This window comes from Anaerorhabdus sp. (assembly GCF_036641015.1).
Taxonomy (GTDB): Bacteria; Bacillota_I; Bacilli_A; order Erysipelotrichales; family Erysipelotrichaceae; genus Anaerorhabdus.
In genome coordinates this window covers 51,343-67,381 of record NZ_JAVWFO010000003.1, presented here as the reverse complement: position 1 = coordinate 67,381, position 16,039 = coordinate 51,343, and the positions used below count along the sequence as shown (strand labels likewise).

At 32.1% G+C, this 16,039-nt stretch carries 17 protein-coding genes and 1 other annotated feature; of the genes, 1 reads left to right on the top strand and 16 read right to left on the bottom strand.

The genetic code is table 11. The annotated features are described in order from the left end of the window. Positions 1–131: 131 nt before the first annotated feature. Complete coding sequence (locus RR430_RS01140; protein ID WP_332508569.1) at positions 132–1,460, bottom strand: cation:dicarboxylate symporter family transporter; 1,329 nt, start codon at positions 1,458–1,460, stop codon at positions 132–134. A 252-nt stretch (positions 1,461–1,712) separates the two neighbouring features. On the opposite strand from RR430_RS01140, the gene RR430_RS01135 reads away from it, so the two are divergent. After that, positions 1,713–2,015: a Dabb family protein gene (locus RR430_RS01135; protein ID WP_332488862.1), complete on the top strand. Its 303-nt coding sequence runs from the start codon at positions 1,713–1,715 to the stop codon at positions 2,013–2,015. A 92-nt stretch (positions 2,016–2,107) separates the two neighbouring features. On the opposite strand, the gene RR430_RS01130 is transcribed toward RR430_RS01135, so the two are convergent. The 15 genes from RR430_RS01130 to RR430_RS01060 form a co-directional block, all read right to left on the bottom strand. Next, complete coding sequence (locus RR430_RS01130) at positions 2,108–5,419, bottom strand: glycoside hydrolase family 2 TIM barrel-domain containing protein (protein ID WP_332508567.1); 3,312 nt, start codon at positions 5,417–5,419, stop codon at positions 2,108–2,110. 9 nt (positions 5,420–5,428) lie between these two features. Next, positions 5,429–5,929 carry a flavin reductase family protein gene (locus RR430_RS01125; RefSeq protein ID WP_332508565.1) on the bottom strand — a complete coding sequence of 167 codons (501 nt, stop codon included), beginning with the start codon at positions 5,927–5,929 and terminating at the stop codon, positions 5,429–5,431. A 207-nt stretch (positions 5,930–6,136) separates the two neighbouring features. Beyond that, positions 6,137–6,814 carry a 50S ribosomal protein L1 gene (gene rplA, locus RR430_RS01120; RefSeq protein ID WP_332508563.1) on the bottom strand — a complete coding sequence of 226 codons (678 nt, stop codon included), beginning with the start codon at positions 6,812–6,814 and terminating at the stop codon, positions 6,137–6,139. A 4-nt stretch (positions 6,815–6,818) separates the two neighbouring features. Beyond that, positions 6,819–7,241 (bottom strand): 50S ribosomal protein L11, encoded by a 423-nt coding sequence (gene rplK, locus RR430_RS01115; protein ID WP_332508561.1) that lies wholly within the window; start codon positions 7,239–7,241, stop codon positions 6,819–6,821. Between the two features lie 171 nt (positions 7,242–7,412). Further along, a complete protein-coding gene (gene msrA / locus RR430_RS01110) occupies positions 7,413–8,402 on the bottom strand; it encodes a peptide-methionine (S)-S-oxide reductase MsrA (protein WP_332488605.1) in 990 nt (329 codons plus the stop codon). Positions 8,403–8,500: 98 nt separating this feature from the next. Beyond that, positions 8,501–9,073, bottom strand: coding sequence for a transcription termination/antitermination protein NusG (nusG, locus tag RR430_RS01105; RefSeq protein WP_332488606.1), 573 nt, complete (start codon positions 9,071–9,073; stop codon positions 8,501–8,503). Position 9,074: 1 nt separating this feature from the next. Continuing rightward, positions 9,075–9,260, bottom strand: coding sequence for a preprotein translocase subunit SecE (gene secE, locus RR430_RS01100; RefSeq protein ID WP_332488607.1), 186 nt, complete (start codon positions 9,258–9,260; stop codon positions 9,075–9,077). A 12-nt stretch (positions 9,261–9,272) separates the two neighbouring features. Then, positions 9,273–9,431: a 50S ribosomal protein L33 gene (gene rpmG, locus RR430_RS01095; RefSeq protein ID WP_332488608.1), complete on the bottom strand. Its 159-nt coding sequence runs from the start codon at positions 9,429–9,431 to the stop codon at positions 9,273–9,275. Between the two features lie 142 nt (positions 9,432–9,573). Then, a complete protein-coding gene (locus tag RR430_RS01090) occupies positions 9,574–10,197 on the bottom strand; it encodes a sigma-70 family RNA polymerase sigma factor (protein WP_332488609.1) in 624 nt (207 codons plus the stop codon). 12 nt (positions 10,198–10,209) lie between these two features. Further along, positions 10,210–10,929 (bottom strand): 23S rRNA (guanosine(2251)-2'-O)-methyltransferase RlmB, encoded by a 720-nt coding sequence (gene rlmB, locus RR430_RS01085; protein WP_332488611.1) that lies wholly within the window; start codon positions 10,927–10,929, stop codon positions 10,210–10,212. 1 nt (position 10,930) lies between these two features. Next, positions 10,931–11,314, bottom strand: coding sequence for a Mini-ribonuclease 3 (locus RR430_RS01080; protein ID WP_332488612.1), 384 nt, complete (start codon positions 11,312–11,314; stop codon positions 10,931–10,933). Further along, positions 11,314–12,648, bottom strand: coding sequence for a cysteine--tRNA ligase (gene cysS, locus RR430_RS01075; RefSeq protein ID WP_332488613.1), 1,335 nt, complete (start codon positions 12,646–12,648; stop codon positions 11,314–11,316). Before cysS ends, RR430_RS01080 begins: the two co-directional genes overlap by 1 nt. A 37-nt stretch (positions 12,649–12,685) precedes the next feature. Continuing rightward, positions 12,686–12,872, bottom strand: a binding site (T-box leader). A 36-nt stretch (positions 12,873–12,908) separates the two neighbouring features. Beyond that, positions 12,909–13,628: a hypothetical protein gene (locus tag RR430_RS01070; protein ID WP_332488615.1), complete on the bottom strand. Its 720-nt coding sequence runs from the start codon at positions 13,626–13,628 to the stop codon at positions 12,909–12,911. Positions 13,629–13,712: 84 nt separating this feature from the next. After that, positions 13,713–13,901, bottom strand: a complete 189-nt coding sequence (locus RR430_RS01065; RefSeq protein ID WP_332488616.1) for a GYF domain-containing protein — start codon at positions 13,899–13,901, stop codon at positions 13,713–13,715. A 4-nt stretch (positions 13,902–13,905) separates the two neighbouring features. Beyond that, positions 13,906–15,906, bottom strand: a complete 2,001-nt coding sequence (locus RR430_RS01060; RefSeq protein ID WP_332488617.1) for a helix-turn-helix domain-containing protein — start codon at positions 15,904–15,906, stop codon at positions 13,906–13,908. Positions 15,907–16,039 lie beyond the last annotated feature (133 nt).

The window sequence follows — 16,039 nt, the reverse complement described above, 5'->3', positions numbered from 1 at the left end:
GGAGATTTTTTCTTTTGGCAAGAAGCCATTTCTTTTCTCACACGCTTAGCGTGTGATTTTTATGTTCGACTTTGTCTCACATAATAAAAAACAGGTCGTTATAATTGACCTGTTCTTGTTTATTCTAACTCTTATTTCTTCTTTTCCAATTCATTTACAACTACGCCTGCAACGATAGTTCCATTAACATTCAACATAGTTCTACCCATATCTAAGATTGGATCGATTGCTAAAATAACACCCAATAACGGATAGTACTCAACTAACCCCATACCTGTTAATACAATTGCTACTGACATTGTAGCTGCACCAGGTATACCCGCAATGCCAAATGAACCCAATACTACAACAAAGATTAACATAATAAAGAATGAAATATCCATTGGAATTTTCAGCATTGTCGCTAAGGTAATTACTACTAGTGTTGGATATATACCAGCACATCCATTCATACCCATATTAGCTCCAAAACTACCTACCAAATCAGCTAATCCATTTGGTATTTTCAATTTAGTTGTCATCGCGTCAATTGTCACTGGAAGAGTACCAAGACTTGATCTAGAAGTAAATGCAAGTAATAACGGACTCTTAACTGCCTTTAAATATGCACCAATCGGTTGTTTAAATATTTTAACAATAATTAAATGAATAATAAACATCACTATGATTGAGGCATATAATACAGCTATAAAATTAATAGCACCCAATAACGTTGAATTACCTTGTGTAATTACAACATTTGCAAGTAACGGAATTATTGCATATGGCATTAAATCCATAATAAATATTGCTACTTTTCGTATTAATTGATAAGCCGCCTCTACTAATTGTAATAGTGGCTGAACTTCTTTTTTAGTTTCTAGTGCTTTTAACGATACTCCTAAAATGAACGCTAATACAATAACCGCTAAAATGTTTCCTTTAGCAAATATGTCTACCATATTACTAGGTATCATACCTCTTAATGTTGTTACAAATGTACCTACTTCTCTTATTGCATATTCAGAGTCAGCCACTTTAGTTAAACTATCCGTAAGAGGTAACATACCTGACAATAAAATCGCTACAACTGATGCAATAACTGTTGTTGATGCTAACACGATAACTGTTTTAACTGCTAATTTTTTAAAGTCATGCTTAGTAGTGATAAGTACACGAATCATCGAAATAAATACTAGTGGCACTGCAATCATTTTTAATAAATCCATGAAACCATTGCCAACTAAACCATACCAACTTGTAACTTCAAGTTTTATACTAGGCCATTCTCCTGCTAACCAATTCCCTAAAAGTCCAAGTATTATTCCTACAAACATAGATAAAATTAGTATCTTTGTATAATCAAACTCAATCTTATCTAACCACTTAAGTAATACTACCGCTATCACAAATAATAATATAAAGAACACCGTTGTCCAATTACTTATCTGTAAATATCCATTTAAAAACGTTTCTAACATATATTTTATCCTCCATAATAAAATGCTCTCAATAACTATCAAGAGCATCCATATCTTCTATAATTCTAAAAGTCAGTATGAAAATACTCTTGCTTAACATATTCTACAAGAGCAACAACACCCAAATTGCACAAAGTTATTTTTTTTCATAAGACTTCTCCTTGTTCTGTTTAAAGTATAAGATTTCATACTCCTACTGTCAAAAGATATGCACTTACGATAAAATAGAATATATACACTAGGAGGATCATTATGATTAAGCATTTAGTATTTTGGAAAATAAAAGATACATATTCACCACAAGAAAAAGAAGTCATTAAACAAAATTTAAAAACTAATTTAGAAGCGTTGATACATAAAATACCCTGTGCTTCAAAATTAGAATTAATTGTTAATCCACTTCCCTCATCAAATATGGATATGTGTTTAAACAGCGAATTTGAAACAGTAGAGTTATTACAATCTTACTCAAATCACCCTTTACATCAAGATGTCGTTAAGACATATATCTTACCTTATGTTGAATCACGTAGCTGTATTGATTATGAAATGTAGACCGTTTGATAAGATCACTCTAAAGTAGACAATGTAAATAAATAAAACATTGACTATGAAAGGAGTGATTTTATCATATTAGGTTGATCTTTTTATTTTGGACTAATCAACACTTTCATTATCACTGTTTGATTTTGATTTACTTTATACTTATCTAGTGGTTCTGCTCCCCAACTTGCATTACCAAGTCCACGTTGTTCTAAATCTAAATGCAAGATTGGGGTATCCAACTCAACTAGTTGATAATAATGATCTGCATCCTCTATCTTTGAATCTTCATATGGCAAAATATTAATAGCTAAATCAACGTTAGATTTAAATGTAAGATGATTCTTTTTCCCTTTTACCACCAAGTATTTAACACCTGTTTTATTTCCACTATCTTGTGGAACAAGATAAGTATTATTAAATGAGTCCTTAATATTCCCAGAATAAACCCCTAAGAATGCAGCTGTATTCCTATCGACATAGTTCTCAAATGGACCTTTACCAAACATTTCATATTTTTTTACAGTACTACCTAATTTCATTTCTAAGCCAACTCTCGCTATTTCATTTACCGATTTGATTGACGGTACATCAATGTTTGATTCTACTAATATATTGCCATCACCATCAATTGTATAATTTATACTATAGTTAGTGTTGGTTGATTTAACTAATCCATCACAATGTATCTCAACAATTTTACCATCATTATTTACACTTATTTTATTAGGCACAAATGTTGTTGATGCATTTTTAATTTCTTCTGTGAATTCCAAATCATTTGAAACTGGGGCACGATAAAAACTTGGCAATAATCCTTCTACCAATAATATTTCATTTTTATAAGTGTAATTATTAATAGTACCTGTAATTTTATTAAACTTTACCTCAAAGTGTTCACCACTTATCATTACTTCACTATCATCTTCCTCAACAGCAACACTTTTATCTCTATTTATACTTAACTCTGGAAATGTTTCTTTTAATATGAATTGTTCTTTTGCTAAAACATCACCCTTTTTACCACCATATTCATTGGCCCAATTTTGGTTATTTTTATAGGATACATAAACATTTAAATAGGCATCCTTAACCGTATCATTAATTTTTGGAATATGAATAAATATTTCTTTTTTAGACAATGGTTCTAGATCACATTGGATATCCGTTAAAATCTCACTATCCTTTAATTTCCCTTCCTCAAAATATTGTATCTCTACTTTATATTCATTTAAGTTACTAGAAATACTTTCACTTGTTATAGATAATTTATTGTTATCTAATGTAAATAAGAAATCCTGGTTTACTTTTTTTACCTCTTCAATTTCTGCTTGTGGTACTCTATTTGCACTGACAATTCCATTACCACAAAAATCCCCATCAGTTAATGGTGTATTCCAATCATATCCATTCCCAAAAAACGTATTACCTTGGGCATCGCTTGTAAGAACTGATTGATCAATAAAATCCCATATAAATCCACCTTGTACATTTGGATATTTACGATATAACTCATAATACTCTGGGTAGTTACCTAAGGCATTCCCCATAGCGTGTGCATACTCTGATTGAAAGAATGCATTTGTTTCTTCTTGTCCATATTCATTAATTTGATCAACTGTCCAATACTGGCTACTCACAACATCAACAATCGATTCTTTTCTTGTACCATTTATACGATTATCTCTTTCATACACTCTTAAACGACTAGGGTCCCTATCAAGCACCCATTGACTACTTACATAAAATGGATAATTCTCATCCATTGGATATTCCGCATATGTTGATTCATTTCCCAATGACCAAAATAAGATACTTGCATGGTTCTTATCTCGTTCTACCATATTCATCGTTCTATCTAGTATTAATGGTATGTACATCGGATTATTTCCTGGGACACTTAATTCCTTTTCGCCTATATGAGATTCAATATTTGCTTCATCAACAATATACAATCCTAACTCATCCGCTAAATCATAGGTTACTGTTTGATTAGGATAATGTGACATCCTAAACGAATTAATATTATATGATTTCATAATTTGTAGGTCTTTTAATATTTCATCTTTTGTTATAGATCGCCCATTCTCTAAACTAGTTTCATGACGATTAACACCCTTTAACATTATCTTTTTACCATTAAGTTGGATTTGTGATATACCATCTATTTCTTTAATTTCAATGTTTCTTATCCCAGTACGTATACACGTGGTTTCAATTAGTTTATTATTCTCATCAAATAGTTCTACTACAACTCTGTATAAATTAGGTTTATCACTACTCCACAGTAATGGATTATCAATTTTAATTTCTTGATTAATTATCGCTCCTGTATCTTTTATCTCACCATATTTTGCTAAATCAGTTATATTAACAATTATTGGTTCTTTTAAAACTGATTGCTCTTTATTTTGTTCAAACACATCAAAAGATAAAGAATAGTTATGTTTATCTTCATTTGTAAGATTACGTATTGCCGATTCTATATTAAGAGTAGCTTCCGTATAATCGTCATTACAAGTATTTGAAATAAATACGTCACGTAGTTCTACATCATCCTTCGAGACTAAATATACATCTCTAAAAATACCATTCATCCGAATAAAATCTTGGTTTTCAAAATAACTTCCCGTTGACCATCGATAAACCTCTACAGCAATAGTATTTTTACCTTCTTTCAAATATGAAGTAATATTAAACTCTGACGTTGTATAACTATCCTCACTATAACCCACTCTTTGTCCATTGATATATAGATAGTATGCAGATTCAACACCTTCAAATCTTATAAATATATTTCTGTCTTTCATAGAATCATTTAATTCAAAATCACGTTTATAATGAGAAACACTATTAAACGCAGTAGGAGCTACTGGTACATTTTGCCAACCCCATTGAATATTTTCATAATTTAACCACGGATAGATTTGATTAATATAAATTGGTGTTTCATATTTAAATGTTCCATCTGAATTTTTAATTGTTTGTATATTTGATGGAACTTGTATTTCATCATTTAATTGAGTATCCCATTCTTCCCAATATGAAAAGGCATCTAATCCAGCAATGTTTTTTAATCGTAACCCTGGTTTTGATGCATAATAAAATTTCCATGTTCCATTTAATGATTGAATATATGGTGATGCATATTTGTCTAGATCATCTAGGCTTGTTTTTTCTATCTTAAGCGCTTCTTTCTTAGATGAATAAGGAGTAAAACTCGCATGTGCATTCTCCCGATTCTCTTCGAAAATTTCAAAACGATCATACCATTCTTCGCTAATAAAAGAATTATCAGTTTCTAACGGTTCAATACTTGGTCTAGGTGTTGATTCAGGTTCTACAAATTGTGATGATTGTTTACTACAACCACTTAAGACTAATAGAACACATAAACTCGCAATTATTTTACGCATTCTATCCTCCTATTCATTGCTTAATACTTCAATTATTTCTCCTACAAATGCTCTATGATAATCCTTATCAGGATATGCTTCGTGATTTACATTGTCATTAACAAACTCATTATCTTTTAAATCATGAACGTATAATTTTTTGCACACAAATACAAGCTTTGCTTCATTTATTATCGGTGTATTTTTAACAAAACTAGTTGTCATTTTACAATTATTTATTTTATCAAAATCACTACCTGATTTAGTCCCTAAGTAACTTAACTCTTTCTTATATTTTTCGTCAAAGAAGGCTAATGAAAATGTTTCCTCATCATTAATAAATTGATATGTATAGCGTTGTGGACGTACGTATACAGTTACAATATTTTTATTCCATAAATGCCCCATTTGTAGCCAGCTTACAGTCATTCCGTTTACTTTATCACCACATTGAACAGTTAATACGCCCCAGTCCTTTGAGATTAATTCAAATACATTATTATTTAATTCAGAAATACTGATTTTCTTCATCGCATCCACCTCATGTAAATTATATCAAGAAAGTTACATACAACAAATAATTATCTGTAGATTTTTAACATTCTCATTTACTTTTCTGTGTATTAACTTCATATGTTTTAATTATTTTCATTACTTATTTGCTTCTTAAGGTATCAAATTATATAAATCACTAATTACAAAAAAAAGAATGCCTTTTAAAGTGCATTCTCTTATTAACTATTCAGCAGTAACTTTGATACCAGGACCCATAGTTGTTGCTAAAGTAACTGACTTCATGTAGATTCCTTTAACAGCAGCAGGTCTTGCTTTTGCGATTACATCGTATAATGATTTGAAGTTTTCAGCAAGTTGTTCAGCAGTAAATGATACTTTACCGATTGCAACATTAATGTTACCTTCTTTATCAACACGGTATTCAATTTTACCTTTTTTAATTTCAGTAACAGCTTTAGTTACATCCATAGTAACTGTTCCTGTTTTAGGGTTTGGCATTAATCCTTTAGGACCTAATACTTTACCTAATTTACCAAGCTCACCCATCATATCTGGAGTAGCTACGATAATATCGAATTCAAACCAACCTTTTTTAATATCTTCAAGAATTTCTTTTCCACCAACGAAATCTGCGCCAGCGTCTTTAGCTTCTTGTTCTTTAGCACCTTGAGTTACAACTAAAACTTTTTGAGTTTTACCTGTTCCGTTTGGAAGCACGATAGCTCCACGGATTTGTTGATCAGCATGACGTGGATCAACATTTAAGTTGAAACAAACTTCTACTGATGAATCAAATTTTGTAGTACTTGTTTTCTTTGCAAGTTCTACTGCTTCTGTATAGCTATATGTTTTGCTGCTGTCGATTAATTTTGCAGCTTCTAAATATTTTTTACCAGCCATCAAATTAGTCCTCCATGCCTTCTACAACAATTCCCATATTACGTGCAGTTCCTGCAATAATACGCATTGCTGATTCAACATCATTAGCATTTAAATCTGGCAATTTGTATTCAGCGATTTCTCTACATTGGTCCAATGTGATCTTTCCTGCTTTAACTGCCTTAGGGCTTCCTGATGCTTTTGCAACTTTTGCTGCTTTCTTTAATAACGCTGCAGCAGGTGTTGTTTTTAATACAAATTCGAATGACTTGTCTTCATACGCAGTAATGATTACTGGTACGATGTCTCCACTACGTTCTTTAGTAGCATCGTTAAATGCAGTACAGAACTGTGGCATGTTGATTCCAGCTGAAGCTAATGCTGGTCCTGGTTTTGCTCCGCCAGCTTGGAATTGAAGCTTACAGATTTTTGCAACTTTTTTACTCACTTGACATACCTCCTATAATTTGTTGTCAGTGCAGTGGTTAACGGACTAGTTGCAGCCCTCCCACGCAATGAATATTGCACATGTGTGCATTAAACATAATACCCCAAAGTAGAGCTACAGTCAATAAAATAATGAAAAATATCCCTTAAATAAAGGATATTTTACTGTTTCTTATGCAAATATGTCTAATAAATCTCCATATCCTTCTTTTTCCATATCTTCCTTAGCAATAAATCTTAAAGAAGATCCATTAATACAATAGCGAATTCCATTTGGTGATGTACTATCATATTTAAACTTATGACCTAAATGTGAATTGCCTACACGACTTACTACCTCTGTGCGAACCATACCATGCGATGTATCTGTTTTTTCAACAACTGTATTTTGATCAATTACTTTTGTAAAAGCTGGCCATCCACAGCCACTATCATATTTATCTTTCGATGAGAACAAAGGTTCACCTGTAACTATATCAACATAAATACCCTCTTTGAACAATTCATCATACTCATGTGAGTATGGTTTTTCTGTAGCAGCCTTCTGAGTAACATTGTATTCCAACTCTGTTAATTTGCTATTCAATTCAGTACCACTAGGTTTCTTGTATTTCGAAGCATCTACCACTAGTTCTTGAACCCTTTTAAACTCATGTTTTGAAATGTGACAATACCCAGTTGGATTTTTATCCAAATAATTTTGATGATATTCTTCTGCTTCATAAAAATTATCTAGCGGTTTAACTTCTACATTGAACTTATCAGTTCTTGCCTTTTCTGTTTCAACTACTGTTTTAACAATTTCCATACTTCTATCATCCGCATAATAGATGCCCGTTTGATATTGTGTTCCAATATCATTGCCTTGTCGATTAACACTAGTTGGATCTATTACTGAGAAATATGCATAAAGTATTGTTTCTAAACTTACTACATTTGGATTATATTCAACTCTGACTGTTTCTCTAAAGCCAGTATCTCCATTACAAACTTGTTGGTATGTAGGTGAATCCGTGTTTCCATTTGCATATCCTGATGTCCCTTCAATTACTCCTGGGATACTTTGTACAAGTTTCTCAACTCCCCAAAAACATCCTCCAGCTAAATAAATTACTTCTACACCCTCTTTTTTTACATACTTCTGATCAATTCCATAATTCATAAACATACCTCCATATCTATATCAACAATAATATCTTATTTTAACTTACGCAATCATTTTGCCCAAAACAAAAGGAGCTTTCGCTCCTTTATATTTTATTAGTATTCAGCTTTAACTAAATCTGAGTAAGAAATATCAGTTGGTGTTTCACGTCCGAATAGAATAGTAAGTACTGATGCAATTTTAGTTTGATCATTCATTGCATTGACTCTACCTTCCATACCAGTAAATGGTCCTGATAAGATTTTAACTGTATCTCCAACTGTGAAATCAACATTAACAACGCTTTCGCCAAGTCCGATTCTTCTTAGAATTGAATCAATTTCATCCGGTGATACTGGGAAAGGTTTAGCCCCTCCACCAGAAGATCCGATAAATCCTGTAACACCTGGTGTATTACGTACAACATACCACGCATCATCAGTCATAATCATTTCAACAAATAAATAACCCGGGAAAAGGTTTCTCATTTTTGTAACTTCTTTACCATTTTTATATTCAATTTCTGTTTCTTCAGCAACTAATATTCTAAATAGATAATCTGAGATTCCCATCGATTCAACACGACGTTCAAGATTTTCTTTAACACGATTTTCATGTCCAGCATATGTATTAACTACATACCATCTCTTTTCAGTTTCATCAATAAACGGTTTCATTGTTTCTGTCATACTATGCACCAATTCCAATCATTTTTAGGAAGAATGTAATTAAGAATTCACATCCTACAAAGAATGCTCCGAAAAATACTACGAAAATTAAAACTTCACCTGTAGAAGACACTAAATCTTTCATCTTTGGCCAACGTACACGTTTTGCCTCTTTTGTTACTCCACTAAAACTAAACCATTTCAACATTGTATTGTCCTCCTACTTTGTTTCCTTATGAAGGGTGTGTTCCCCACATTTTTTACAGAACTTCTTTAATTCAAGACGTTCATTAGAACTCTTTTTATTACGATGAGTTGTGTAATTGCGTGACAAACACACCGTACAAGTAAGAATTACTTTATCTTCTTTTCCTGCCACGATTAAAACAACTCCTTTCAGTTTCTTGCTTATTAACTCTAACATAAAGGCTTAAAGCAGTCAACAAACATCTATTTTAAAGTCTTTATTGTCCGTTAAAATAGTGTACATTTCAATGAAATATACACTATATAATGACATATTATTTATCTGTTTCATAGATACATAATTTAATAGCTTTCTTTACCTTTTGCAAACGATTATCAATCGCCTTTTCATCGCACCCTAATATTCTCGATGCATTATTATACGAATACCCATCCAAATATAACCCTAACACTTGTTTATCCTGCGGTTTTAAATTAGAAAGTGTCTCTTTAACTCTAAGACATGTTTCTTTGTATTCAAGTGCATAAATTGGATTACTACACGAATTAGCAGATGCCACCTGTAGTACATAACCTTTCTCACTATCATCACCCACTATTGTATCCAATGATAACGCGTTAATGTTAGATAAGTTCTTTTCACGCAAATGATGTCTTACTAGAGATTTAACTTTGCTTATTGCGCATTTATAATAAAATGTTCCAAAACTACATTTATCTTTTTCCCTATATAGCGCAATTGCTTCTACTAACATTAACCATGTTTCAATCAAAAAATCATCTTTAAATATATTTAACCCACTATTTGTGTCTATGCATTCCTTAACAATTTTTCTTGAAAACGCTTCATATTTCCGTAACATCATTTCAAATGCCCAGTCATCATGTTGGCGACAATAATACAATAATTCAAAATCATCCGGATAGGTTTGCCACATAAAATTTCTCCTTTATAAAGGGAAACGTTTATTATATACCTCGTACATTAATATACCACATGCTACTGAAGCATTTAGTGATGATATTTCTCCTACCATTGGTAACTGAACTAAAAAATCACATTCCTCTTTTACAAGACGCGAAATACCTTTACCCTCATTCCCAATAACAAGTACGATTGGGGTATCATACTTTGGTTGACGATAATCTTGAGCATTCTTCATGTCAGTTCCCACAACCCAATAACCCTTTTCTTTTAATTGTTTAAGAGTTTGAGTTAAGTTAGTAACATCCGCTACAGGAACAGTTTCGATAGCTCCAGCAGATACCTTTGCAACGGTCGCTGTTAAACCAACTGCATTGTTCTTCTTAATGATTATGCCATCTGCTCCAACTGCATCAGCTGTCCTTAAAATAGCTCCTAAATTATGTGGATCTTCTAGTTCATCCAACAAGACAAGAAACCCTAATTTATCCTCAGGAATACGTTTAAGCATCTCATCAATAGACACTGTCTTATATTCCTCAACCTTAGCTACAACACCTTGATGATTACCATTATTTGATAATTTATCAAGATATTTACGATCTGCTTTTTCAATTCGGATTCCTTTTTTTCTAGCTGTTTGTTCAATATCTTTCTGATTATCAGATACATACAATACATCTATCTTCTTATTATCACGAAGTATTTGTTGAATCACGTTTTTCCCGTATACATATTGTGCCATATTACACCTCCACAAATGTCCTAACTTTGTCCCAACACTCATTAAGACGATCATTCTTTTTTTCTACATACCAATATCCCAACACAGCTTCAAACCCAGTAGAAGTTCTATAGGTTGTTACGTCTGTATTCTTTGGAACACTATCACTTTTATAATTTCTTCCTCTTTTAAATATATCTAATTCATCCGCAAGAAAGAATCCTTCATCCAGTAATTTATGATAAAAACTAGATTGTGCTTTTGCACTTACAAATCTAACACTTTTAGTTTGTAGATCATTCGCACGATTATATCCTTTTTCTACTAAATATTCTCTTACATAAAGTGACCAAACAGCATCTCCTAAGTACGCAAGAGTACTCCCTGAGATTTCATTAGTCTTCATTACAGTATTCCTCTTTCAATCAATATATTTCTATATTTATCAGCTTTTTCGAAATCCTTCTCTGCTTTTGCGCTATTCCAATCATTAAAGATCATTCTATCATCATCAGTTAATGTAATACGGTTATAACCAATACCCAATACATCCAACATCTTTTCAACCGTAACGATATATTTACTAACCTCAACACTATCAATTTCTTTAACACGTAGAGTTTGATTCAATTTCTTAACTGTTTCAAAAATAACTGCATATGCATTTGGTGTATTTAAATCATCATCCATAGCATCTAAAAACTGTCTAAAGAAATCTTGATCATAATCAGTACCAATTTTTTCATTTAGTAATTCAAGTTTTACCATTGCTTGTTTAAGTGGATTTAATACTTTATCTAATTCTTTTTGTGCTGTTTCAAAAACTTCATCACTAAAGTTTAACTCCATACGATAATGAACAGACAACATAACCCAACGTACAAGTTCAGGACTAGAATGACTTATTACATCTTTCGCTAATGTAAAGTTACCTAATGATTTACTCATCTTTACACCATCAATGTTTATCATCCCATTATGTAGCCAATAATTTGCTAGAGTTGTATTATGCAACGCACGGCATTGCGCAACTTCATTTTCATGATGTGGGAATTTTAAATCCATTCCTCCACCATGTATATCAATTAAATCTTTACCAAATTCTTTATTAATCATGACAACACACTCCGTATGCCATCCTGGTCTTCCTTCACCCCATTTAGTATTCCACTTAATGCCCATATCTGTTTTTTTCCATAAAGCAAAATCTAGTGGTGATTCTTTTTTATCATTCTCTTCGATTCTTGCGCCAACTTGTAAATCATCAATATTTTGATGTGATATTTCTCCATAAGTATCTACACTGTTAACCCTAAAGAATACATCTCCATCTGCTTCATATGCATGCCCTGACTCAATTAGATCATCTATAAATTTAATTATTTCATCCATTGTTTCAGTAACTCGTGGTGTTCTATATAAATCATGAGCATTTAATTTATGTCGAATATCATTGTACGCTTGAATATATTCTTCTGTAATCTCAGCCTCATGTTTATGTTCCTCATGAGCTTTATTAATGATCTTATCATCCACATCAGTATAGTTTGAAACATATTTAACCTTATATCCTTCCGCTTCAAAAACACGTCTTAGTGTATCAAAAACAATAATCGGTCTAGCATTACCAATATGTATATGATTATAGACTGTAGGTCCACATACATACATACTTACTTCACCTTCAACTAATGGTTTAAATTCTTCAATTTTTAATGTTCTAGTGTTATATAATCGCATATTTTCTTCCTCCTTACAAAATAAAAATGGCATCCTATAAAAAGACGCCATTGCGTGGTTCCACTTTTCTTACTTCTCAATCTCTTAACGCGAGTAAACGTTTTATCCTACTTATCGGATAAACCTTCCTAGAGGCATTTCGAATTAATACTCACTAACTGTTCCACCAACCCAGTTATCTCTATTGATTGTTTTAACCCTACTATTCTAGTCATCAGTTTCTATAGGTAGTATATCCTACTTTATTTTTTGGCACAAGGTTATTTTGTATGTGCACGTTTAAATTGAATTTTTTGTAACCAGTCGGATTGTGTCTTCATAGATATATATCCAACTATTGATACCACTAGCGCTCCTGCAGCATCTACAATTAAATCTTTCATTGTGTCAGCTAACGCAGCTCTACCAATTAATTGTGTTCCATTTTCTAACATGAATTTTTGCATATTTAGATGCAATATTCCATCAAATGTAAATTCATAGATTTCCCAAACAACACCCATTGTAACAGCAAAACAAAATGCAAATATAGCTACAAATAATGGTGATAAATTCATTGGCACTTTATTACTTTGATTTAATAAAGAAACAAATGAGAAGCCTAAAGCTCCTAGCATTCCCCCACTAAATGTATGTAGAATAGTGTCCCAATGATTAACAGTATAATAATAACTTCTTACCTCACCTAGGAAAATAGCACAATATAAGAATATTACATAAAGTACCAACATATAACTTGGAATAATTACTTTAAACTGTTTCTCAAATATACTTGGCAATACCATTGCTACAATTCCTAGTAAACATTGAAAAAACATCAATGTATAGTCAGATTTCACACGAGTATATTCCATACCAGTATCAAGCGATACTGGCGCAACAACCATCTTAAATCCAATGAATACAGTTGATATAACTAAACTCGCCATTACAAATATAAATAATACTTTTTCCCAATTTATTTCTTTAATTTTTTTCATCTTCTTCACCTGTCATATATTTTACATGTAACTTCATATTTAGACAAGTATATCGATGCATTAGAAAAGAGTGATTGCTCACTCTTATTCTTCTCTTTCAGGAATATAGAAACAATAAACACTATCAACTAAGCGCATCCACGCTTTCATTTCTGGATTCCATATTTCATATTCTTCATCAATAATTTCTTGACGTATTAAACGTATAAGTTCTTCTTCAGTAAAAGGTCCACCTTTTCTTTTAGAACTTCTTACATACCATATTTTATCCATATAACTATTCCCCCACTTTTACACATGCTTTTTTATCAGGCGCAAGTTGAGAACCTTCTGGACACGCACAGTTTCCTGTTGCCGCATCAAATGTACCACCACTCGCTACACATCCATCATTATCTGGAAATGGTGTAGGTGTAGGAGAAGGAGTAGCTGCTTTTGCTTTATAACGAACTGTGATTTCTTCGTTTTTAGCACCCATTGTGCCTTCCACTAACGTTCTTAATGCATCATATCCTGGAATATTTGGACTCTCTACACGATAACTTTCACCCTCTTTATAAGTCATAACATAGTCTTGAGATATCTTAGAGTTAACATCATCATCATATACGTATTTGATTGTTAATGTGTATGTTGGTTCAACTGTTGGCTCTGGTGTAGGTGCAGTATATGCATAATCAACCGTATATACTTGTGAGTTTAGTTCTTTATCCGCATTTGAACATGCAGTAATTGAAATGGTATAGTGACTACCATCTGTTAATTTATTTAAATCAATTGATAACTTGTTTTCAACTGATTTTGCTGTATAAACAGGATTTGTGTTAATTGATACTTCATAATAATCAGCACCCTCAACTTTATCCCATGTTAAGTTTAATTTTGATTTTTCAATTGTTGTTTGTAAACTCTTAACTTGTTCCAATTGTTCCTTTGTAGTAGTTTCTGCTTCATTTACATATTGGTTGTATTGGTTATCACCAGCACCAACCATTTTTCCAGTAGATGTGAAACCTACTATTGTATTGTTATAAGCTGCAATACATGAAATTCCAGTCCACTCTGAAACAGCCTTACTTAAATCTTCTTTAGTAGTGACAATTTGAACTTTACCATCACTACCTAGTCCTGCGACAAAACCATTTCCTACCGCTACTTCAGTAATATTTTTTAGTGTCGATGTATTTGTTGTAGTAGCTCCTGAATAAGAAACCATTGTTACTGATCCTGATGTATTTAAAAAGGCAATTTCATTTTCACCAATCGCAATTGATTTTACACTCTTTTGAGATTCAATTGTTGATGATGAATTTACTGCGCCAGCAACTTTTACGTTGCCAGCTGAATCAATACCCAATGTAAAACCATTACCAGCTTCTACATCTACAATATTTTCCCATGATTCAACATCACATGCATTTTTATCACCAACGCATGTTACTTTACCATCTTTTAATGCTGCAACAGTATGTTTAGAACCAATTGATACATCGGTAGCATCTTTAATATCTTTAACATCGAGTTGCCCATATGAATTACTGCCTGCCGCTACAACTGTGCCATCAGATTTTAATCCAACTACTGAATCTTTATATGCACTAATCTTCACTAAATCAGTAAAGTCATTCAAAGTAATACCTTGCCCAACCATTTTAGCTGATTGATTATCAGCAATATAAATAGTGAACTTTTCTGTAGTTGCTAAACGATCAGTTTGAGATAATTTAAGATTTAATCCATCATTACCCTTATTCATATTTAAAAAGAAAAATATAGCTCCAATTAAAACAATTGCGCCAATTACTCCACCAATGATTGTATACAACTTCTTATTATTTTTACTTTTTTTCACTGGTTTTTGATTTATATCAACACGATGAATTGTATTAACAGGTTTTTCCTTTTCCTTAACTTCACTTACACGTTTAATTTGAGTTGTATGTTGACTTACCGGCACTGGTTTTTCCTTTTGTGGTTGAACCATGTAAGGTATATCGACATTAGAACTTTCACTATCCTTCATAAATGGAATTTGAATACTATCTTCTAACGATAGATTTGGCAAAGGTATATCCGTAGTATTCTTAAGCATATCATCTAGTGATACTTGAAAAATATTAGCTAGCAATTTGAACTGTGCTAAATTACAAATTGTTCTACCATTTTCCCAACCCATATATTCAGTAACATTAACACCCATTTTATCAGCAATCTCTTGTTGTGAAAAACCAAAATGTTTTCTTAATAAGAGAAGCTTCTCAGGCAACTTATTTACCATAACTGTCACTCCTTAATCTTATGCGTCTTTCGACCAACTCTATTTTACTTGCTTTTTATCTATTTAGCAAACCTTTAGTTCCCTTGATTAAGGCTTTTCTATCCTCTAAGGCATAGAAAAACCGATAGATTTC